Raw genomic sequence first — 19,474 nt, 5'->3', positions numbered from 1 at the left:
AGGCACCCGGTCCCACCCGGCTTCTTCGCCCGCTGCGCGGTCAACCTCGGGCTGCGAGCTTGCGCCCGGACTCGGCTCGCTGGCCCCTGAGTCCTGCATGGCGAGTTCGTTGCCGTCGGCTACCGAGAGGCAGCTTCACTGCGACGGGGCACGGCTGGCGCTGAGGACCGCCTCGAGCTGCTCGCGCATCCATGCCGCGAGGGATCCCTCGCGGTGCAGCGCCCAGCCGATCATGGCACCGTGGTAGGTCGTCTCGACGAGCTTGGCGAGGGCCCGGACGTCCGTGCCGTCACGAAGCTCGCCGGCGATCGACGCCGCCTGCAGGTGGCGCTCGAGCGCCGCGCGTAGCCGGCGCGCACCGCGCAGGGTTTCCGCGTGGAAGTCGGGCTCGACGAGATCGAGCTGGAGCATCGCCACCGAGTTCGCGATCTCCTCTGGGGTCATGTCCGGGTCCACCGCGCCGACCAGGCCCTCCACGACCCGGTCCAGCGGCGACGGGTGCTCGGCCTCCTCGACCGGGGTGACCCACAGCTCTACGCCGCGGCGGTCGGCCGCGAGGAGCAGCTCGTGCTTGGTGCCGTAGCGCTGGATCAGGGTGGCGGGAGAGAGGCCGACCTCGCGGGCCGCGGCGGCGAGCGTGAGCTTCGCCGGGCCGACGCGGTGGGCGAGTGCGAGGACGCCGTCGAGGACGGCCTCGTCGGAGACGGTGCGCGGACGCGGCATCTACTCGGCCGCCGGCAGCGCGATCTCGGGGTCGGCCGCACGCGCCTCCGCGTCGACCACGCCCCAGTCGGGGCGCTCACCGTCGACGTCGGAGAAGCCGTAGGTGTGCATGAGGTCCCACGAGCCGAGGCACTGCCCGGCGAAGCGGGCTCGGTCGGGGTCGGCGGCGAGCGCCGCGACGCCGCGGCCGAGCAGGTGAGGGGTCTCGGAGTAGCGGAAGTATCCGCCGTGGGCGTCGGAGGCGTCGCGCCAGGTCGCCTCCGTGACGCCGAAGTGCTCGAGCATGGCCTCGGAGCGCAGGAAGCCCGGAGTCACGGAGAGCGCGGTCGCACCGTACGGGCGCAGCTCGGCAGCCAGCGAGAAGCCGAGCCGCACGACCGCCTCCTTGACGTGGTCGTAGGCGACGACGCCACGGAACGGGACGCCGGCCTTGCCGTCGCCGACCTCCACGACCAGCCCGTCGCCGGTCTCGATCAGCAGAGGGAGCGCGTGGTGCGCGGTGATGAGATGCGTCTCGATCCCGTTGCGCACGATCCGGAGCGTGTCCTCGAGCGGGTGCTCCCACACGCCCTTGACCCAGCGGGTGAACGGATCGCCGCCCCAGACGTCGTTGACGAGCACGTCCAGGCGGCCGTGCTCGGTGCGGATCCGGTCCACCAGCGCCGCGACGTCGGCCCCGACGGCATGGTCGCAGCGGACCGCGATCCCGGTCCCGCCCGCGGCATCGACGAGCTCCGCCGTCTCCTCGATCGTCTCTGGTCGGTCCATCTCGGAGCGCTCGTCGCGCGTCGTACGACCGCTTCCGTAGACGGTGGCGCCGAGCGCTCCGAGCTCGACAGCGATCGCGCGACCACAGCCGCGCGTGGCGCCGGCGACGAGAGCGACCCGGCCGGCGAGGGGGCGAGAATTGCTCATGAGCTCGAGAATAAACGAACAGTCAGTTACATACAACCATGAGATCCCAACGGGCCCGCAGGGAGCAGCAGCGCGAGATCCGGCGCCGGACGATCACTCCCCGCGGCTGACGCCGCCCGCGGTCTGCGGCTCAGCCCAGACGGGCCAGCCGGTCGAGCCACCCCGTGGCCGTCGACCCGTCGAAGGGCGGCGTGCCACGGCGGACGTCGGCCAGCAGCCGCTCGGCCCGGTCGCGGACCTGCCGACCCACGTCCTCGGGGTAGTCCCAGCGCGCCGAGTGGGCGGCGAACTCGTCCTCGTCGTCGAGGAAGGTGTGACCGTCGGCGGTGCGGACGACGTCGAGATCCATGTCGGTGGCGAGCAGGACGCCGCGCTGCTCCGCCGACCACCGCACGTCCCACATCAGGTCGACGTACACCTCGACGGCGGCCGGGTCGGCCGGTCGGGCCAGGCTCGCCACCCAGTCGGTGGCCCCGGCCGGCACCAGCGCCACCCCGTCCAGGGTGTTGCGGTAGTCGGCCCCGGGACGCCAGCTGCGCGCCCCTGCGGGCCGTCCGAGCCAGGCGCCGTGGGCGTCCGTCCCCAGCCAGACGCCCTCGCGCTGCCAGTGCGGCGACCCCGGCCACTTCGTGCAGCGGGTCAGCACCGGCTCACCGGGGCGGGCGTCCTCGGGCCAGCTCACGCGGCGTCGAGGTCGACGATGACCGGGGCGTGGTCCGACGCCCCCTTGCCGGCGCGCTCGTCGGTGTCCACCCGGGCACCGGTGACCCGGGCGGCCAGCGAGGGCGAGCCGAGCACGAAGTCGATCCGCATCCCGCGGTTCCGCTCGAACCGCTGCCGGTAGTAGTCCCAGTAGGTGTAGACCCCGGGCCCGGGGGCGTGCGGGCGCACCACGTCCACCCAGCCGTCGTCCAGGAAGGCCCGGAAGGCGGCGCGCTCCGGCGGCGTGACGTGGGTGGAGCGGGCGAAGGCGGTGATGTCGAAGACGTCCTCGTCGGTCGGGGCGATGTTCCAGTCACCGACCAGCGCCGTCGGTGTCGACAGCCACCCCGAGGCGGCCGCGCGCAGCCGGGCCAGCCAGTCGAGCTTGTAGTGGTAGTGCGGGTCGTCGGGCTTGCGCCCGTTGGGCACGTAGAGCGACCACACCCGCACACCGCCGCAGGTCACCCCGATCGCCCGGGACTCCGGCGCCACCGGATCGCCCCAGCCCGGCATGTCGGGGAAGCCGACCTGGACGTCCTCCACCCCCACCCGGCTGAGGACGGCCACCCCGTTCCACTGGTCCACACCGGCCGCGGCCACCTCGTAGCCCATGCCCTGCAGCCCGAGCAGCGGCAGCTGGTCCTCCCGGGCCTTGGTCTCCTGCAGCGCGAGGACGTCGATGTCGTGGCGCAGCAGCAGGTCCTCGACCCGCCCGATACGGGAGCGCAGCGAGTTCACGTTCCAGGTGGCCAGACGCACCCAGCCACCCTAGAGGGCGCTCCTGACGGCCCGTTCCCGGCTGGTCCGGCGCCGGGCCGTCACCACATCGTGTGAGTGGGGACACACGGGGTGGGTAGTGCCTGGGACAGACGCCTCCGTCCAGCAGCGTGGCAGGGGCTCGGAACGCAGCGCAGCCCGTCTGCGCGCTTCGGCACAAGGGAGCAGCAGTGAGCAGCTACGGAAACGATCCCGACCCCCAGCCCTACGGCACCGGCCCGCAGGCCTCCGGCGACGACCGGCCCACCACCTGGTCCAGCAGCGACGACCCGACCGCGCCCGGCGTCACCGGCTACGGCAGCACCGTCCAGGACGAGTCGCTGTCGGAGCCCGTCGGCGGCAGCCAGGACACCGGCGGCGGTTCCGGCGGGTCCACCAAGGACGTCGCCCAGCAGGAGGCCTCGCAGGTGGCCGGCACCGCCAAGGAGGGGGTGCAGAACGTCGCCGGCACCGCCAAGGAGGAGGCGGTCAACGTCACCCAGGAGGCGAAGCAGCGCGCCGGTGACATCGTCGGCACCGTCCTGGACGAGGTCCGGGGCCAGGCGTCCAGCCAGCAGCAGCGCCTCGCCGGCGGCCTGCACACGGTCGCCTCGGAGCTGGGTGAGATGGCCTCGAAGTCCGAGCAGAGCGGACCCGGGACCCAGCTGGCCAAGGAGGCCTCGCGCCGCATCGGCAGCGCGGGGCACTGGCTGGAGAACCGTGAGCCGGCCGACGTGCTGGACGAGGTGCGCGACTTCGCCCGCCGGCGTCCGGTGGTCTTCCTCGCCGGTGCCGCACTCGCCGGTGTGGTGGTCGGACGCCTGACCCGCGACATCGCCGCCAGCCGCACGTCGCTGGACGACCCCGGCCCCCGCCGGGCCAGCGCCACGGGCACCGGTCAGGGCCCCGCCGCCTGGGAGGCCCCCAGCTCCGGCACCGCCTACGGCGCCACCGGCGCGACCGGCTACGAGGGCACCGGCAGCACCGGCTACACCGACACCGGCTACGCCTCCGGCGGCTACGGCCAGGCCGGCTCGGCGGGCTACGGGCAGACCGGGGCGACCGGCTACGACCAGGCGGGGCAGGCGAGCACCGGGGCCGGCGGCTACGGCACGACCGGCACCGGCTACGCCACGGGCTCGCAGGACTTCCCGCCCGGCACCGAACCCGGCTCGGCGTCCGACCGTCCCGCCTCGCTGGTCGAGGAGGACCTGACCGACCCGCAGGCCGAGCGTCCGGGTGAGGACCCGTGGCTCGATCCCCGGAACGAGGGGACGCGATGACCGGCCCCACCTATCCGGACCCCACGCCGAACCCGATGCCGGTGCCGGACCCCGGGACCACCCGGGGCGCTGCGGAGTCGCTCCAGAGCGGCGCCCAGGGCACCGGGACCGGCTCGGGCCACCGTGGCATCGCCGAGTCGGACGACGGCCGCAGCATCGGCCAGCTGCTGAGCGACGTCACCTCCACCCTCTCCACGCTGATGCGCCAGGAGGTGGCCCTGGCCAAGGCCGAGGCCAGCCAGTCGGCGAGCCGTGCGGGCAAGGGCATCGGCATGTTCGCCGGTGCCGCCGTGGCCGGGCTGCTGCTGCTGGTCTTCATCAGCCTCAGCGCCATGTTCGGCTTCGGCCAGTTCATGGGCTACGAGTGGGCGGCGCTCATCGTCGCCTCGGTCTGGGCGATCGTCGCCGTGATCCTGGCCGTGGTCGGCCGCAACGAGATGCGCCGGATCCGCGGCGTCCCCGACACCACCGACACCCTGAGCAAGGTCCCCAACGCCCTGAAGGGGCAGGAGGAGATGAACCGATGAGCACCGAACCCGTGCAGTCCAACGACCCGGAGCAGATCCGGGCCGAGATCGCCCGCACCAGGGCGGAGCTGAGCGACGACGTCGACGCCCTCGCCGACACCGCCAACCCGGCCAACATGGCCCGCCGGCAGGGCGACAAGATGAAGGACGCCGTGACCGGCGTCAAGGATCGCATCATGGGGTCCAGCAGCGATGCCGGGCACCGGGCCGCAGGCGCAGCCTCCGACGCGACGGGTGCGGTCCGCGGGGCCGCCTCCGACGCCGCCGGCGCCGTCCAGGGCGCTGCCTCCAACGTCGGTGACGCCGTCAGCTCCGCCCCGGGCAACATCCGCAGCCAGACCCAGGGCCACCCGCTGGCCGCCGGTCTGATCGCCTTCGGTGCGGGGATGCTGCTGGCCGGGCTCTTCCCGGCGAGCCAGAAGGAGCAGCAGCTGGTCGGCGACCTCCAGGAGAAGGCCGAGCCGCTCAAGGAGCAGGCCCAGCAGGTGGTCCGCGAGGCGGCCGACAACCTCAAGGAGCCGGTGCAGGAGGCGGCCCAGTCGGTCAAGGAGACCGCCACCGAGGCCGTCCAGAACGTCCAGGAGGAGGGCCACTCGGCCACCTCGGACGTCCAGGGCCAGGCCCAGCAGTCCAAGGACGCCGTGCAGGAGTCGCGCGGCAGCTGAACCGTCGACGGCCGGAGGACGGCCACCCGCGGAGCCGAGCCGACCGCGTGGTGGTGCGTCCTCCGGCCGTCGCGTCCCCACCACCGGTTCGAGCAGGAGAGCACCATGTCGTCCCCCACCCGTAGCGAGCAGCCCGACAGCGTCCCGGGCGAGCAGGCCGATAGGCCCCAGGACATCCCCCGCCAGGGCTGGTTCCAGATCGCCAAGCGCGGCTGGGCCGAGGCCAAGACCGACCAGGTGCCGCTGCTGGCCGCCGGGGTCGCGTTCTTCGGCTTCCTCGCGCTCTTCCCCGCCCTGGCGGCGATGGTGGGTCTCTACGGCCTGTTCGCCGACCCCGCCCAGATGACCCAGCAGCTGGGCTCCTTCCTGCAGCCGCTCCCCGCGGAGGCGCGCACGCTCATCACCGACCAGCTGATCTCGCTGAGCAGCGGCGGACGCCAGAGGCTGGGGCTGAGCGTCATCATCTCGCTGCTGGTGGCGCTGTGGAGCGCGTCCGGCGGTGTGGGCAACCTCATCACCGCGGTGAACGCCGCCTACGACGAGGACGACGAGCGCAACTTCCTCAAGAAGCGTGGGCTGGCCCTGCTGCTGACCCTCGGCGCCATCGTCTTCCTCGTCCTCGTGCTCACCCTGCTGGCGGTGGTGCCCCCGCTGCTGGAGGCCGTCTTCGGCGGCAGCCCTGTCATCCGCTTCCTGCTGCTGGCGGTGCGCTGGGTGCTGCTGGTGGCCCTGGTGATGGCCGCCCTCGCCGTGCTCTACCGGCTCGCCCCCGACCGGGACGCACCCAGGCTCAGGTGGGTCTCGGTCGGTGCGGTGGTGGCCACCGTGATCTGGCTGCTGGCCTCGATCGGCTTCTCGGTCTACGTCTCCACCTTCGGCAACTACGCCAAGACCTACGGTGTCTTCGCCGGCATCATCGTGCTGCTGCTGTGGTTGTGGATCACCTCCTACGCGGTGCTCCTGGGTGCGGAGATCAACGCCGAGGCCGAGCAGCAGACCGCGAAGGACACCACCCGCGGGCCCGAGCAGCCGATGGGCTCGCGGGACGCGGTCAAGGCCGACTCGCTGCCCGGCGACGAGAAGGGCTGAGTCGGACGCTGCGACACGCCGGGACCCTCTTGCGTGGGGTCCCCCGGCGTCCGCACACTTCTGCTCGTTCGGACCGACGTCGGCCTCCCCCGCACCAGCAGTCCGACCCGGCCCAGGAGACCTCCGTGCAGCACCGCACCTCCGTCCGTCGCGCCCTCGTGGCCGTCCTCGCCAGCGCCGCCCTGCTCGCGCTGCCCACCGCTGGCACCGTCGAAGCAGCCAGTTCGCCGAAGCCGAAGTCCTACGCCAACTGCACCGCCCTCAACAAGGTCTACCCCCACGGCGTGGGCAAGGCCAAGGCGAAGGACAAGGTGTCCGGGAAGTCCAAGCCGGTGACGAACTTCAGGAAGAGCGACAAGGTCTACTCCTACAACGACGGCGGTTCGAAGCGGTACAAGGGCGAGAAGGACCTCGACCGCGACAACGACGGCATCGCCTGCGAGAAGCGCTGAGCTCGTTCCGGGACCTGTCGGTACGGCGACACCCTCCGCCCCACAGCGAGGCCGTCGGCGTATCGACAGGTTCCTGAAGCCCCCGAAGGCGGACCGACCTGATCCGTCGGCGGGACCCGGCTACCGGGGGTCAGCCCACGGCGGCGTCTCGCTGGCGGGAGTGGTGGCGGCGGGCCTTCATCTGGTTGCCGCACACCGCCATCGAGCACCAGCGCGCCGTGCCCGCCCGGGTCCGGTCCACCGGAACTGCCGGCACTCGTCGTTACCGCACGCCCGGAGCCGACCGGGACGAGCCTCCCGCAGATGTGACCAGGCGAGGACCGCCCGCACCGCGGGCACCCGCTCGGCGGGGATGGCCAGCTCCCAGCGGACCCCTCGGGGCCGAGCCGCGGCCGGCGGACCACCCCGGCGAGCACGTCCTCCAGCCCGGCCGGCACCTCCCCGGTGCGCACCGCGGCCTGCAGCACCGCGCGCACCCGGCCAGCTCGTCGACCTCCGCCGCCGACCCGTGCCCGCCGACGTCACGTGCGAGGGCGGTCGCGGTGTCGCCGTCGGTGAGTAGGCTGCTCAACTCGACGCCGGTCGTGGGCGGCGAGCAGCAGGATCCCGCTGGTGCTGCGGTTCCTCCGCACCCGGCTCTGACCGGCGCGGCGGCACGCGGCCGGTCACCCCGCGGGTGGCCGGCCGCGGCGTCCACGAGATAGTGGACGGCGTCGTCGAGGAGGTCGCGTTGTCGTTCACCACCCGCCCCACCCTGTCCGGCACCTTCGGCATGGTCGGCAGCACGCACTGGCTGGCCAGCGCCACCGCGATGTCGGTGCTCGAGCGCGGCGGACGCGCGGCCGACGCGGCCGTGGCCGCCGGGTTCGTGCTGCACGTCGTCGAACCGCACCTCAACGGGCCCGCCGGGGAGGTGCCGCTGATCATCAGCGTCGAGGGTGCGCCGCCGCAGGTGCTGTGCGGGCAGGGTGTCGCCCCGGCCGGAGCCACCGCCGCGCACTACCGCGACCTCGGGCTCGACCTCGTCCCCGGCACCGGTCCGCTGGCCGCCCCCGTCCCCGGTGCGGTGGACGCCTGGCTGCTGCTGCTGCGCGACCACGGCAGCTGGCCCCTGCGCGACGTCCTCGAGCACGCCATCGGGCTGGCCGAGCACGGTCACGTCCCCGTGCCGCAGGTCGCCGCCACCGTGCGCAGCGTCGAGCAGCTGTTCGCCGAGCACTGGACGTCCTCGGCCGAGGTGTACCTGGGCGGGGACGGGCCGCAGCCCGGACGGCTGTTCCGCAACCCCGACCTCGCCCGCACGTGGCAGCGGCTGCTCGCCGAGGCCGAGTCGGCCGGCCCGGACCGGGACGCCCAGATCGAGGCGGCCCGGCGCTGCTGGCGCGAGGGGTTCGTCGCCGAGGCGCTGGTCGCGACCGCCCGCACCGAGACGATGGACTCCTCCGGCACCCCGCACGCCGGCACCCTCGACGGCGACGACCTCGCCGGCTGGGAGGCCACCTGGGAGGAGCCGGTCAGCCTCGACGTCGGCGACTGGACCGTGCACAAGGCGGGAGCCTGGAGCCAGGGCCCGGTGATGCTGCAGCAGCTGGCCCTGCTCGACGGCGTCGACCTGGCCGGTCTCGACCTCGACGACCCCGCGACGGTGCACCGGCTGGTCGAGGGCACCAAACTCGCCATGGCCGACCGCGACGCCTGGTACGGCGACGCCGCCCCGGTCGACCTGGACGCGCTGCTGTCTCCCGAGCACACCGCGGCCCGGCGCGCACTGGTCGGCGAGCAGGCCTCGGCCGACTGGCGTCCAGGGACGCTCGCCGGCCACGAGCCCGTCGTCGCCTCCCACATCCAGCGGCTGCTGGCCGGCGAGGTGGCCGCGCAGACGGGGGCCGGGTCGGGTGAGCCGACCGTGCAGCACGCCGGGGACGTCCGACCCGAGCAGCCCGACGCCGTCGCCCCGCCGGTGGACGCCGACGGCACCACCCGCGGCGACACCTGCCACCTCGACGTGGTCGACCGCTGGGGCACGATGATCTCGGCCACCCCGAGCGGCGGCTGGCTGCAGTCCAACCCGGTGGTGCCGGGGCTGGGGTTCCCGCTCGGCAACCGGCTGCAGATGGCCTGGCTGGACGACGGCCTGCCGAACACCCTGACGCCGGGCCGGCGTCCGCGCACCACGCTGACCCCGAGCCTCGCCTCCTACCAGGGACGTCCCACGCTCGCCTTCGGCACCCCCGGCGGAGACCAGCAGGACCAGTGGAGCACCCACTTCCTGCTCCGGGTGCTCGCCCGCTTCGGCCAGGACCGGGTGCTCGACCTGCAGGGTGCGATCGACGCCCCGAACTGGCACACCAACGCGCTGGTCAACTCGTTCTGGCCGCGCGGCTACGAGCCGGCCTCGCTGGTGCTGGAGAGCCGGGTGCCCGCCTCGACCGTGCAGGCGCTGGAGGCCCGCGGGCACCGGGTCACCCTGGGCGGGCCGTGGTCGGAGGGGCGTCTCAGCGCCGTCGCCCGCCACCCCGACACCGGCGTCCTGCTGGCCGGAGCGAATCCGCGCGGCATGCAGGGCTACGCCGCCGGCCGCTGAGCCCTGCCAGCGCGCTGAGGTGGCGTGCGGCGCCAGCGGGTCAGGCCGAGGCGCCGGTGTAGCGGCGCAGGGCGAAGAACCAGAACCAGCGGGAGGCGGCGAAGAACAGCAGCGCCAGCCCGGCCGCGCTGAGTGCGGAGGTCAGGCTGAGCCGTCCGGTCAGCGCCTCCGAGGGCACGGTGACGGCGAAGGCCACCGGGACGGCGAAGGTCAGCACGATCCGCAGCCAGCCGGGGAAGATCGTCACCGGCCACCGCCCGGCCTCGCCGAACAGCGACTGGAAGATCACCAGCACGTTGTCGAGCCGGACGAACCAGAACGCCATCGTGCTCAGCGCGAGGATGAAGCTGTAGACCACCACCAGCCCGCAGAGCAGGGTGAGCAGCGACAGCACCACGTCGACCACCGACAGCGACGCCTGCACCCGGGTCACCCCGAACACGACCACGCCCAGCCCGACCAGGACGTCCACCAGCGCCTGCGGCCGGACCACCTGCACGCTGGCCAGCAGCTGGGAGTCGGCGGGTTTGACCAGCGTGAAGTCGAAGGTGCCGAGCCGGATGCCCTCCATCATCGCCTCCATCGACGGTCGCACCACCAGCCCCAGCACGCCGCCGATGAGGAAGTGCACACCGATGAGGACGAGCAGGTCGTACACCCCCCACCCGGCGAGGTCGGTGGTGCGGCTGAAGATCACCGACAGCCCGAGCACCTGGGTGGCCAGCGTGATCACGGCGTTGACCACCGACAGCACGAAGTCGGAGCGGTACTGCACGAGGTTGAGCACGCCGAGGGAGAGGTAGGTGCGCAGGATGCGCAGGTCGTGGCGCACCAGCCCCGCCAGCCCGCCCTCCCCCGGTGCCACCCGCGGGCCGGACGTCCAGTCCGCCCCGACCCTTCCGCCGGTCACGAGCCGACCGCCGAGTAGACGCGGACCGCGCGCCGCCAGACCACCCGCAGCAGCACCAGCGCCACCAGCACCCAGCCGACCTGGGCCAGGTAGCCGACCCAGACCTCTGCCCCGGTCCGCCGACCGAGCGCCAACTCCACCGGGAAGGACACGATCCAGGGGAACGGCGAGACGTAGGCGAGGGTGCGCACCGCCTCGGGCAGCACCGCGAGCGGGGCGAAGGAGCCGCTGAGGAAGAGGAACAGCGCGAAGTAGAGGTTGTTGAGCGCCGACGTCTTGGTCACCCAGAACGCCGACAGCGCCAGCACCCACTCAAGCAGGAACCGCACCGCCATCGCCAGCACCAGCGCCGGCAGGAACGTCAGCACCTGCACCACGCCGATGCCCGAGACGTCACCGCCGAAGCCGATCACCAGCAGCACCATCGCCGGCAGCACCCCGACCAGACCGATCAGCTTGTAGCTGAGGTTCTCGCAGACGTCCTTGTGGATCGGGTGGATCGGCCGCAGCAGCAACGGCGACATCGCCCCGGTGCGGATCCGCCACTCGAACTCCCACATCAGCCAGATGAAGGTGAGGTGCTCCACCAGCATGGTGACGGCGAAGTAGGTGACGAACTCGCTGGCGTTGAAACCGCTGACCTCCCCACCCGGGCCAGCGACGGTGCGCCAGACCACGATCGAGACCATCGGCTGGATGACCGTGGTGACCACCCAGATCGCCACCGCCCCGCGGTAGGCCAGGTTGTTGGCCGCCGACGCCGCGAACTCGCCGACGTAGTAGCGCCGCAGCGCGCCGAGCGAGACCTTCGAGAAGTCTGGAGGCGCCGCCGGCCGGGTCGCGACGTCAGCCACCGTCGACCTCCACACTGGTGGCCTCGAAGACCTGCTCGATCACCGACTCGATCGGCGGCTCCTCGATGACAAGGTCGCTCACGGGCAGCCCCGCCAGCAGCCGGGCCGCCACCCGCGGCGTCTCGGCCTTGGGCACCCGGACGCTGAAGCCGGTGGCCGAGCGCTCCACGGCGCGGCCGTCCACGAGCGCGCCCAGCGTCGCCGGGTCGAGCGGGTGCTCGTCGGCGAGCTCGACGTTGATGGTCTTGTCGCCGGCGAAGCGGTGCACCAGCTCCTCCAGCGCCCCGTCGAAGAGCAGCCGGCCGTGGTGGATGACGATGACCCGACGGCACAGCGCCTCGACATCGGCCATGTAGTGGCTGGTGAGCATCACGCAGGCGCCGGTGCGCCGGTTGTACTCGGCCACGAAGGAGCGGATCCGCCGCTGCATCGCCACGTCCAGCCCGATCGTCGGCTCGTCGAGGAAGAGCACCTGCGGGGCGTGCAGCAGGGAGCCGGCGATCTCGCACTTCATCCGCTCGCCCAGCGACAGGTTGCGGACGGGTTTGCGCAGCAGCTCCTCCAGGGCCAGCAGCTCGCTCAGCTCCGCGACGCGGGCCTTGAAGTCGGCGTCGGGGATGCGGAACACCGCCTGGTTGAGCCGGTAGGAGTCGAGCACGGGGATGTCCCACTGCAGCTGGTTGCGCTGGCCCATGATCAGCGCCATCTGGCCGAGGTAGCGACGGTCGCGCTCCCACGGGACGTGGCCGAGCACGCTGGCGGTGCCGGAGGTGGGGTGCAACAACCCCGACAGCATCTTCAGCGTGGTGGTCTTGCCGGCGCCGTTGGGCCCGAGGAAGCCGACCACCTCACCGGGCTCGATGGTGAAGCCGACGTCGGTGACCGCGTGCACCTCGCGCCGACGGCGGCGCACCAGCGCCCCGACGGCAGCGCGCAGCCCGCCCTCGCGCTCAGGCACGAGGTAGGTCTTGTGCAGCCGGTCGACGGTGATCGCGCTCATCGCACCTCCTGCGCCGAACGCTATCGCCGGGGACCGACAGCTCCCGAGCCATTTCCGGTCCTGCCGGACGTCGCGCGCCGGCGGAACCGGGGGGTGGGTGCGGCCGCCACCCGATACGCTCCAGCTGCCCACCGACCGGCACCGACCACGCGTCGCGAGTCCGCCCCGGGCCAGCCCTGCGGTCACCGAGGAGGATGCAGTGAAGCGCCGCACGCCGCCTGCCGCCGCGACCGGCCGCTCGCCGCTGTGGGGTCCGATGTTCCGGCGGCACCGCCGCCCGCTCGCCCTCGGCTACCTGCTGGCCACCACGCACCAGGTCTGCGAGGCGCTGGTCCCGGTCGCCGCCGGCTACGTGATCGGGATCGCCGTCGCCACCTCCAGCGTCCCCGCCATCCTGCTCGGGGTGGGCGCCATCCTGCTGCTGTTCGCGGTGCTCGCGAGCGCGGCGGCCTACGGCTACTACCTGATCGGCAAGGCGGCGGTGACCGAGGCCCACCTGCAGCGGGTGGCTGTCGTCCGGCGCATCCTCGGCGACCCCACCGTCGGGCGGGACCGTCAGGCCGGTGAGCTGCTCTCCATCACCAGCTCCGACACCCAGGGCGCGACCCAGCTGATGGAGACCGTCGGCGGGCTGCTGGCATCCACGGTCGGGCTCACGGTCGCGGCGGTGGTGCTGCTGCGGATCGACCTCGTCCTCGGGCTCGGCGTCCTCGTCATGCTGACGGTCCTCGTCGGCGGTGTCCGGCTGCTGTCGCCCTACCTCGAACGCCGGCTCAGCGCCCGCCAGCAGGCCGTCGGGCTCTCGGCGGCCGTCGCCTCGGACCTGCTGACCGGGCTCCGCTCGCTGCGGGGGTTCGGCGGGGTCGCCGAGGCCGTCCGGCGCTACCGCACGGCGAGCCGGCTGTCGCTGGACGCGACCGTCCGCGCCACCACTTCCAACGCGGTCGTGGGCACCACCAGCCGGCTCGCCACCGGCGCGCTGGTGGTGCTGACCGCGGCCGTGGCCGCGGGCTACGCGGTCGAGGGACGGATCAGCCTCGCCGAGCTGGTCACCGTCATCGGCATGGCGACCTTCCTGCTCGACCCGATCGGTCACATCACCCGCTCCGTCCAGGAGCTGGCGGTGAGCTGGGCCAGCGGACGCCGCGTCGCCGAGCTGCTCACCCTGGCCCCCTCCGAGACCGCGGCGCACGACGAGCGACCGGACGGCCCGCTCCGGCTCACCGCCGTCGTCGACGACGGGCTGGGGCCGCTGTCGCTGACCCTGGCGCCGGGTGAGCTCCTGGGCGTCGTGACGACCGACGTCGCCACCGCCGACACGCTGAGCGAGCTGCTCGCCGGCTCCCGGGCACCGGCGGCGGGCACGGTCCGCCTCGGCGATGCCGCGGTCGCCGACCTCGAGCCCGCCGCCGTCCGCTCCCGGCTGCTGGTCGAGCCGCACGCGGTGCACCTGCTCGGCGGCTCCCTCGCCGCGGCCCTCGACACCGGAGACGGTGCCGACCGGCAGGTCGAGCTGCCGGCAGCCCTCGACGCCGCCGCGCTGCGGGTGGAGGACCTGACCGGCCACGCCGACGCCGCCGGCCCCGGCCCGGCGCTGGGCGACATCGCCCTGCTGGACCACGGCGCCAACCTCTCCGGCGGGCAGCGCCAGCGGGTCGCGCTCGCCCGCGCCCTGCTGGCCGACCGGGACCTGCTGGTGCTGCGCGACCCCACCTCCGCGGTGGACGCCGTCACCGAAGACGCGATCGCCGCCGGTCTGCGGCGGGTCCGCGCCGGCCGGCGCAGCACCGCCGTCCTCACCACCTCCCCGCTGCTGCTGAGCCGGTGCGACCGGGTGCTGTTCATCGACGCGGACGGCGCGTCCACCACCGGCTCCCACGCCGATCTGCTGGCCGTCGACGCCTACCGGTCGGTGGTGCTGCGATGAGCGCGCGGGAGCAGGACGTCGGCACCGGCTCGTCCCGGGACCACCAGCTGCCGGTGGCCAGCGGGCGCGACACCGCGGCGGCCGTCGGCCGGGCGGCGCTCGCGCTGCCGCGCCTGGTGGCCTCCAGCACCGTGGCCGCCGTGGTCGGCAGCATCGCCACCATCGCGACCCCGGTGCTGCTGGGCCGGATCGTCGACGTGGTGCTCGCGGCCGTGGACAGGCGCACGGACGTGTGGCCCGCGCTGACGCCGCTGCTGGTCGCGGTGGCCGCAGCGGTGGTGGTGGGTGCGGTGCTCACCAGCCTGGCGCTGCGCGAAGCCGAGCGGTTGGGCGCCTCCATCGCGGCGGACCTGCGCGAGCGGGTGGTCGACCGGTCGCTGCGGATGGCGCCGCAGACCCTGGAACGGGCCGGTGTGGGTGACGTCAGCACGCGCGTGACCGAGGACGTCGAGGTGTTCACCCGGTCCGTGCCGACGATCTCGGCGGTGATCAACTCCCTCATCACCGTGGGGGTGTCCGTGGTCGCCTTCGCCGCACTGGACGGGCGGCTCGCCCTGGCCTTCTTCACCGTCGTCCCGGTGTACGTGCTCTCGCTGCGCTCCTACCTGCCGAGGGCGGCGGTGCTGTACGCCGAGGAGCGGTCCCGGGCCTCCACCCGCTCCCGCGTCCTGCTGGAGTCGGTGCACGGCAGCCGGACGGTGCACGCCTACGGCATGGGCGAGCTGCAGACCGACCGGGTGCGGGAGGCGTCCGAGGCGGGACTGGCCGCGGCGCTGCGGGCCCGGCGGGCCTTCGCCGGGTTCGCCTGGACCATGAACGCCGCCGAGGCCGTCGGGCTCAGCGCGCTCGTCGTCTGCGGCTTCCTGCTCGTGCGTGCCGACCTGGTGTCGGTCGGGGACGTCACCGCCGCCGCCCTGCTGTTCCACCGCCTGTTCGGCCCGCTCGGCCTCCTGCTGACGTCCTTCGACGACGTCCAGCGGGCGGCCGCCGCGCTGGGGCGGATCGTCGGCGTGGCGCGGATGGACCCGCCGACCTCGCGGGTGCGCCCGCCGCGGCTGTCCACGGCGACGGTGCGGCTGACCGGCATCCGGCACGCCTACGACGACGGCCACGAGGTGCTGCACGGGATCGACCTGGTCGTGCCGGCGGGCACCTCGCTGGCGGTCGTCGGCGAGAGCGGCGCCGGCAAGACCACCCTGGCCGCCATCGCCGCCGGCGTCTTCCCCCCGTCGGCCGGGACGGTCGAGCTGGTCGACGGCGACGACCCGGGCATCTGCGTCGACCTGGCCGATCTCGACCAGGTCGACCTGCGCTCCCTGGTGGGCCTGGTCAGCCAGGAGAGCCACGTCTTCGCCGGGACCCTGCGGGCCGACCTGCAGCTGGCGAAGCCCGGCGCCACCGACGAGGAGCTGCAGGCGGCGCTTGACAGCACGGGCGCCACCTGGGCGCGGGCGCTCCCGGACGGCCTGGACACCGTCGTCGGAGCCGGCGGGTACCCGCTCACCCCGGCCCAGGAGCAGCACCTGGCCCTGACCCGGCTGTACCTGCGCAACCCACCGGTGGTGGTGCTGGACGAGGCGACCGCCGAGGCGAGCAGCGCCGGCGCCCGCGACCTCGAGCGGGTCGCCGAGGAGCTCCTCGCCGGCCGGACGGCGGTCGTCGTCGCCCACCGCCTCACCCAGGCACGCGCCTGCGACCGGATCCTCGTGATGGCCGACGGCCGCCCGGTCGAGCTGGGCCACCACGACGAGCTGGTCGCCGCCGGCGGGATGTACGCCCGGCTGTGGCGCACCTGGACCGCATCCGGCCGGGATGCCACCACCTGAAACCTGGTCGGCTCGCGCTCGTGCTGTCCTCGGGACCGCGAGCTCGTCCTCGCCGCACTCGCAGCGGGCAAGGCGGTCTACTCGGAGTCGCCGCTGGGCGCCTCCGTCGCGGAGTCGGAGGAGATCGCGCCGCGGTCGGCTCCCTGCACACGGTGATCGGTTTGCGAGCGCGGCACAACCCCTCGGTGCGCCGCGCCGCGCAGATGGTCGCCGACGGCCGGCTGGGCCGGCTGCTCTCCGCCCGGGTGGTCGGGACGACCTTCGGAACGGCCCCGAGTCGGCCGGCGCCTACGAGTACTTCGACAAGGCGGCCTCGGATGCGGGCGTGCTCGAGGTAGCGGCGGCCCACGTCCTCGATGTCCTGGAGCCGGACCACCTCGACGCCGTCCTGACGGCCGGTCCGGGGATCCCGGTCCGGGTGCAGGTGGTCGGCGGGTACCTGTCGACGAGGCTGCTCCGGCTCGAGTGCGTGGTTCGGACGGCTGGCTCACCCTGACCGGCCACCACCCCGCCGGTGTCCAGGTCGGTGACCTGCAGCTGGTCTCCAGGGCGGACTTCGAGGCACCCGACCGCCCGGTCGCCACGGGCGTCGGTCCACCGCGGCCGACATCTGGACCGGCGCCTCGATCAACGTCGGCGAGGTCTGCACCAGCCTCGCCCGCGACCTCGCGCACGGCACCCACCACACCCCGGGGTTCGCCCACGCCGCCACAACGGCCGCTTCGTCGGCCGCGTCGGCCGAGGCGGCCCGGACCGGCGTCCGCCAATACGTCGACGCCTGACATCGGCCGGGGCCTTGACGGCCACAGTGACCACGTCGACCGACGGGTGGTGGATGAGCTCGAGCGGATCGGCGAACCAGAGCTCGGCGCCGAAGGTCTCCGCGGCGCGACGCGCGCTCTCCTCGCGGGGGGTGGCGACCGCCGCTGACCTCAACTGCGGCAGTGCGGCCAGCGCGGGCACGTGCGACGCCCCGGCCCACTAGCCCTGGTGTCGGCGCCGATGATGCCGACCCGGAACACGTTCTCCGTCATGTGTGGTTCCTCTGGCCATGTGGTGGACGCCCGGGGTGCCGGGCAGCGGGCGGACCGGCCGGTCAGCAGTCGGTGGCGGCCATGGCGGCCGCTCGGTGCCGCTCTCCGGTCGTCTACCGGCTCGACCGGCTCTCGCGCTGGTTCGCGCAGTGGGGCGCACACCGCGGCACCCCGCGCGCCGTTGGAGCAGCGGTAGCTGTCTGCTGCGCACCGGTCGCGCGTAAACTGCAGGGACCTCGACTGGTAAGGAAAACCTACGCATGCACTTGTCCTCGGTGAAAGCGCACCGGGGGGTGGTTCACACCCCTCTGCGATACCCCGGCGGCAAGACTCGTCTCACCGGGTTCCTGCGCCGCGTCGTCGAGGGCGGCGGGTGGACCGACTGCACATACGTCGAGCCGTACGCGGGAGGCGCCGGTGCCGCCCTGTCGTTGCTCCACGACCAGGTTGTGCCTCGGGTCGTCATCAACGACCTCGACCCTCACATCCACGCCTTCTGGGTCGCTGTCACGAACCACTCGAAACAGTTCCTGGCGAAGTTTGACGACACCGCTCTGACCCTGGACGAGTGGCATGTCCAGCGCGACGTTTACCGGGCGGGTGACGCCTCAGATGCGGTGGGCTTGGGGTTCGCAACGTTCTTCCTCAACCGCACCAACCGGTCCGGCATTATGAACGCCGGTGTCATCGGCGGGCAAGCTCAAGCCGGACGCTACAAGCTGGATGCTCGCTTCAACCGGGAGATCCTGCGCCAGAAACTGGCCTGGATAGGCCAGCAGTCTGATTGCATCACTGTCAGCAATCGGGACGGCCTCGAGGTCATTGCCAAGTCTGTCGACTCGGAGCGCGACTTCTGCTACATCGACCCGCCGTACTACGACAAGGGTTCCGACCTGTACATGAACTCGTTCGCCGAGGCCGGCCATGCGGCGCTCGCTGACGTGCTACGCAGCGCACGCGCCGCCCGCTGGGTCCTGACCTACGACGATGTGCCGCAGATACGGAAGTTGTACGCCGGGATGTACCAGGGCACGTTCTCGTTACCCTACTCCGCGCACACGGCGTCGCTGGCGAAGGAGCGGATGATCCTCTCCGACGCGGTAGCGGACGTCGATGGCGTGATGGACTGAAGGTCAGGCGGCCTTGTCGCAGTAGACACGGCAGCTCTTGACCCAGGCCGCAAGAGCCTTGAGAGCTTGCTCTGGTTCTACGCAGTTGTGCAGTCGGCCCACCTCCGGTAAACCCTCGCCCAGGAGCTCCGTGAGGCGAAGGCGGTCGATGAGGGTCCCGTGAGTCATCTCCAGGCCCTGGGCCCGTGACTGCCTTGCCCCGGGCCAGTCCCCGTGCGGTGGCTCGGTCAGCTCGGAATGCAGCAGGAACGGCATGATGGTGGCGCCGATGTAGTGCTTCGAGGGGGCGGGGTCCAGGTACCTCAGGAACTTCTCGTCGAGGTAGGTGCCGATGGGCTTACTGGTCCAGTTCTTGCCCGATGCCACCTGCCCGTACAACACCAGCGCGCCGAAGGCCCGGTCACGGAACGCATGCCATCCGATGACGTCCACGGTGCCGTCCTTCTCGCTACCGGTCGAGTCCAGCGGGAAGTCGTCCCGGACCTTGCCCAGACCGAGACACGCCATCGCATCCACAGCCGCGTCGCGGAACTTCGACTTGTCGGGCCGGGGCCAACCGAAGGAGTACGCCTGCCCCAGAAGCGTGGCGACGGCGTACGCCGCCAGGTGCTGAAACTGGCCGGCGATCTTTTTCTCGAGCCGGGTGAACTGGCCCCTGTCCCGCTTCTGCTTCTTGATGTGTCCCTGACGAAACGCGGCCATCACCAAGGCCCCCAGGTAGACGTGATGGGCCAGTGCGACCTGAGGAGTGGAAGCATCACGGAGGGTGAGCTGCCAGTTGGTAGCGCCCTTCTTGGACAAGACGAACGGATAGAGTTCCCCGAGCGCCTCTTGACGGTAGGCGAGCTCCTCCCACATGTCGTCGCGCCGCTTCTCGGTCTCGGTGTCCAATATCTCGCGGTCGATGGTCTCGCCGTCCTCGCCAGCCTCAGCGTCGAAGCCATCCCTGCCCGCATCGAGGTCATCCTCGATGGCCTCGTCGCCGCGCACGACCGCTGCGTCCGTGATGGCGCGCCTTGTGCCCATCGCAAGCGTGAGCTCTACCCAGTCAGCCATGGCGGCGCGCGTGTCATCCGGCGAGAACACGTCCAGCATGG

The 19,474-nt window shown here is 72.7% G+C and carries 19 protein-coding genes and 1 pseudogene; 10 read left to right on the top strand and 10 right to left on the bottom strand.

The window, feature by feature from the left end; genetic code table 11:
* Positions 1 to 135: 135 nt before the first annotated feature.
* The 4 genes from DT076_RS07200 to DT076_RS07185 all read right to left on the bottom strand — a co-directional run bounded on the left by DT076_RS07200 (position 136) and on the right by DT076_RS07185 (position 3,099).
* Complete coding sequence (locus DT076_RS07200) at positions 136 to 723, bottom strand: TetR/AcrR family transcriptional regulator (RefSeq protein ID WP_114125964.1); 588 nt, start codon at positions 721 to 723, stop codon at positions 136 to 138.
* On the bottom strand, positions 724 to 1,638 hold the full coding sequence (locus DT076_RS07195; protein ID WP_114125963.1) for an SDR family oxidoreductase: 915 nt from the start codon (positions 1,636 to 1,638) through the stop codon (positions 724 to 726).
* 130 nt (positions 1,639 to 1,768) lie between these two features.
* The gene (locus DT076_RS07190; RefSeq protein ID WP_114125962.1) at positions 1,769 to 2,320 is read right to left on the bottom strand and encodes a DUF402 domain-containing protein; all 552 of its coding nucleotides are present in this window, start codon (positions 2,318 to 2,320) and stop codon (positions 1,769 to 1,771) included.
* Positions 2,317 to 3,099, bottom strand: coding sequence for an exodeoxyribonuclease III (locus DT076_RS07185; RefSeq protein ID WP_114125961.1), 783 nt, complete (start codon positions 3,097 to 3,099; stop codon positions 2,317 to 2,319). Before DT076_RS07185 ends, DT076_RS07190 begins: the two co-directional genes overlap by 4 nt.
* Positions 3,100 to 3,287: 188 nt before the next feature.
* On the opposite strand from DT076_RS07185, the gene DT076_RS07180 reads away from it, so the two are divergent.
* The 5 genes from DT076_RS07180 to DT076_RS07160 all read left to right on the top strand — a co-directional run bounded on the left by DT076_RS07180 (position 3,288) and on the right by DT076_RS07160 (position 7,112).
* Positions 3,288 to 4,379 (top strand): hypothetical protein, encoded by a 1,092-nt coding sequence (locus DT076_RS07180; RefSeq protein ID WP_114125960.1) that lies wholly within the window; start codon positions 3,288 to 3,290, stop codon positions 4,377 to 4,379.
* Positions 4,376 to 4,906, top strand: coding sequence for a phage holin family protein (locus DT076_RS07175; protein ID WP_199539019.1), 531 nt, complete (start codon positions 4,376 to 4,378; stop codon positions 4,904 to 4,906). The genes DT076_RS07180 and DT076_RS07175 overlap by 4 nt, the downstream gene beginning before the upstream one ends.
* Positions 4,903 to 5,571: a DUF3618 domain-containing protein gene (locus DT076_RS07170; protein WP_199539018.1), complete on the top strand. Its 669-nt coding sequence runs from the start codon at positions 4,903 to 4,905 to the stop codon at positions 5,569 to 5,571. Before DT076_RS07175 ends, DT076_RS07170 begins: the two co-directional genes overlap by 4 nt.
* 105 nt (positions 5,572 to 5,676) lie before the next feature.
* Positions 5,677 to 6,660: a YihY/virulence factor BrkB family protein gene (locus DT076_RS07165; protein WP_114125959.1), complete on the top strand. Its 984-nt coding sequence runs from the start codon at positions 5,677 to 5,679 to the stop codon at positions 6,658 to 6,660.
* Positions 6,661 to 6,785: 125 nt separating this feature from the next.
* Complete coding sequence (locus DT076_RS07160; protein WP_199539017.1) at positions 6,786 to 7,112, top strand: excalibur calcium-binding domain-containing protein; 327 nt, start codon at positions 6,786 to 6,788, stop codon at positions 7,110 to 7,112.
* Positions 7,113 to 7,242: 130 nt separating this feature from the next.
* Here DT076_RS07160 and DT076_RS07155 read toward each other — a convergent pair whose 3' ends face one another.
* Positions 7,243 to 7,353, bottom strand: coding sequence for a CGNR zinc finger domain-containing protein (locus tag DT076_RS07155; protein ID WP_199539016.1), 111 nt, complete (start codon positions 7,351 to 7,353; stop codon positions 7,243 to 7,245).
* Between the two features lie 489 nt (positions 7,354 to 7,842).
* Here DT076_RS07155 and DT076_RS07150 point away from each other — a divergent pair, with 489 nt between their 5' ends.
* Complete coding sequence (locus DT076_RS07150; RefSeq protein WP_233493729.1) at positions 7,843 to 9,696, top strand: gamma-glutamyltransferase family protein; 1,854 nt, start codon at positions 7,843 to 7,845, stop codon at positions 9,694 to 9,696.
* A gap of 40 nt (positions 9,697 to 9,736) precedes the next feature.
* Here the strand turns inward: DT076_RS07150 and DT076_RS07145 are convergent, their stop codons facing one another.
* The 3 genes from DT076_RS07145 to DT076_RS07135 are packed head-to-tail and all read right to left on the bottom strand — an operon-like array spanning position 9,737 to position 12,460.
* Positions 9,737 to 10,606: an ABC transporter permease gene (locus tag DT076_RS07145; RefSeq protein ID WP_114125957.1), complete on the bottom strand. Its 870-nt coding sequence runs from the start codon at positions 10,604 to 10,606 to the stop codon at positions 9,737 to 9,739.
* Entirely contained in the window at positions 10,603 to 11,460 is an 858-nt protein-coding gene (locus DT076_RS07140) for an ABC transporter permease (protein ID WP_114125956.1), read from the bottom strand. The genes DT076_RS07145 and DT076_RS07140 overlap by 4 nt, the downstream gene beginning before the upstream one ends.
* Positions 11,453 to 12,460, bottom strand: a complete 1,008-nt coding sequence (locus DT076_RS07135; protein ID WP_114125955.1) for an ABC transporter ATP-binding protein — start codon at positions 12,458 to 12,460, stop codon at positions 11,453 to 11,455. The genes DT076_RS07140 and DT076_RS07135 overlap by 8 nt, the downstream gene beginning before the upstream one ends.
* A gap of 199 nt (positions 12,461 to 12,659) precedes the next feature.
* Here DT076_RS07135 and DT076_RS07130 point away from each other — a divergent pair, with 199 nt between their 5' ends.
* From DT076_RS07130 to DT076_RS19595, 3 genes are all read left to right on the top strand, one after another.
* Positions 12,660 to 14,387, top strand: a complete 1,728-nt coding sequence (locus tag DT076_RS07130; protein ID WP_114125954.1) for an ABC transporter transmembrane domain-containing protein — start codon at positions 12,660 to 12,662, stop codon at positions 14,385 to 14,387.
* A complete protein-coding gene (locus tag DT076_RS07125) occupies positions 14,384 to 16,213 on the top strand; it encodes an ABC transporter ATP-binding protein (RefSeq protein WP_114125953.1) in 1,830 nt (609 codons plus the stop codon). The genes DT076_RS07130 and DT076_RS07125 overlap by 4 nt, the downstream gene beginning before the upstream one ends.
* A 325-nt stretch (positions 16,214 to 16,538) precedes the next feature.
* The gene (locus DT076_RS19595; protein ID WP_199539015.1) at positions 16,539 to 16,709 is read left to right on the top strand and encodes a hypothetical protein; all 171 of its coding nucleotides are present in this window, start codon (positions 16,539 to 16,541) and stop codon (positions 16,707 to 16,709) included.
* Between the two features lie 131 nt (positions 16,710 to 16,840).
* Here DT076_RS19595 and DT076_RS20440 read toward each other — a convergent pair.
* A pseudogene (locus DT076_RS20440) lies at positions 16,841 to 17,179 on the bottom strand (Gfo/Idh/MocA family oxidoreductase); the annotation flags it as partial.
* A gap of 328 nt (positions 17,180 to 17,507) precedes the next feature.
* Between DT076_RS20440 and DT076_RS07110 the strand changes: the two are divergent.
* Positions 17,508 to 18,377 (top strand): DNA adenine methylase, encoded by an 870-nt coding sequence (locus tag DT076_RS07110; RefSeq protein ID WP_114125952.1) that lies wholly within the window; start codon positions 17,508 to 17,510, stop codon positions 18,375 to 18,377.
* A 3-nt stretch (positions 18,378 to 18,380) separates the two neighbouring features.
* On the opposite strand, the gene DT076_RS07105 is transcribed toward DT076_RS07110, so the two are convergent.
* Positions 18,381 to 19,472, bottom strand: coding sequence for a hypothetical protein (locus DT076_RS07105; protein ID WP_114125951.1), 1,092 nt, complete (start codon positions 19,470 to 19,472; stop codon positions 18,381 to 18,383).
* Between the last annotated feature and the right edge of the window lie 2 nt (positions 19,473 to 19,474).

The organism is Desertihabitans brevis (genome assembly GCF_003327535.1).
Classification (GTDB): domain Bacteria; phylum Actinomycetota; class Actinomycetes; order Propionibacteriales; family Propionibacteriaceae; genus Desertihabitans; species Desertihabitans brevis.
Note: the sequence above shows the minus strand (reverse complement) of the source record. Positions and strands in the feature narration are given on the sequence as shown.

Bases quoted from the DNA above. Each gene is read 5' to 3' on its own strand.
- DT076_RS07195 (WP_114125963.1), bottom strand. From the start codon at position 1,638: ATGAGCAATTCTCGCCCCCTCGCCGGCCGGGTCGCTCTCGTCGCCGGC.
- DT076_RS07125 (WP_114125953.1), top strand. From the start codon at position 14,384: ATGAGCGCGCGGGAGCAGGACGTCGGCACCGGCTCGTCCCGGGACCAC.
- DT076_RS07175 (WP_199539019.1), top strand. From the start codon at position 4,376: ATGACCGGCCCCACCTATCCGGACCCCACGCCGAACCCGATGCCGGTG.
- DT076_RS07170 (WP_199539018.1), top strand. From the start codon at position 4,903: ATGAGCACCGAACCCGTGCAGTCCAACGACCCGGAGCAGATCCGGGCC.
- DT076_RS07135 (WP_114125955.1), bottom strand. From the start codon at position 12,460: ATGAGCGCGATCACCGTCGACCGGCTGCACAAGACCTACCTCGTGCCT.
- DT076_RS07200 (WP_114125964.1), bottom strand. From the start codon at position 723: ATGCCGCGTCCGCGCACCGTCTCCGACGAGGCCGTCCTCGACGGCGTC.
- DT076_RS07105 (WP_114125951.1), bottom strand. From the start codon at position 19,472: ATGCTGGACGTGTTCTCGCCGGATGACACGCGCGCCGCCATGGCTGAC.
- DT076_RS07165 (WP_114125959.1), top strand. From the start codon at position 5,677: ATGTCGTCCCCCACCCGTAGCGAGCAGCCCGACAGCGTCCCGGGCGAG.
- DT076_RS07110 (WP_114125952.1), top strand. From the start codon at position 17,508: ATGCACTTGTCCTCGGTGAAAGCGCACCGGGGGGTGGTTCACACCCCT.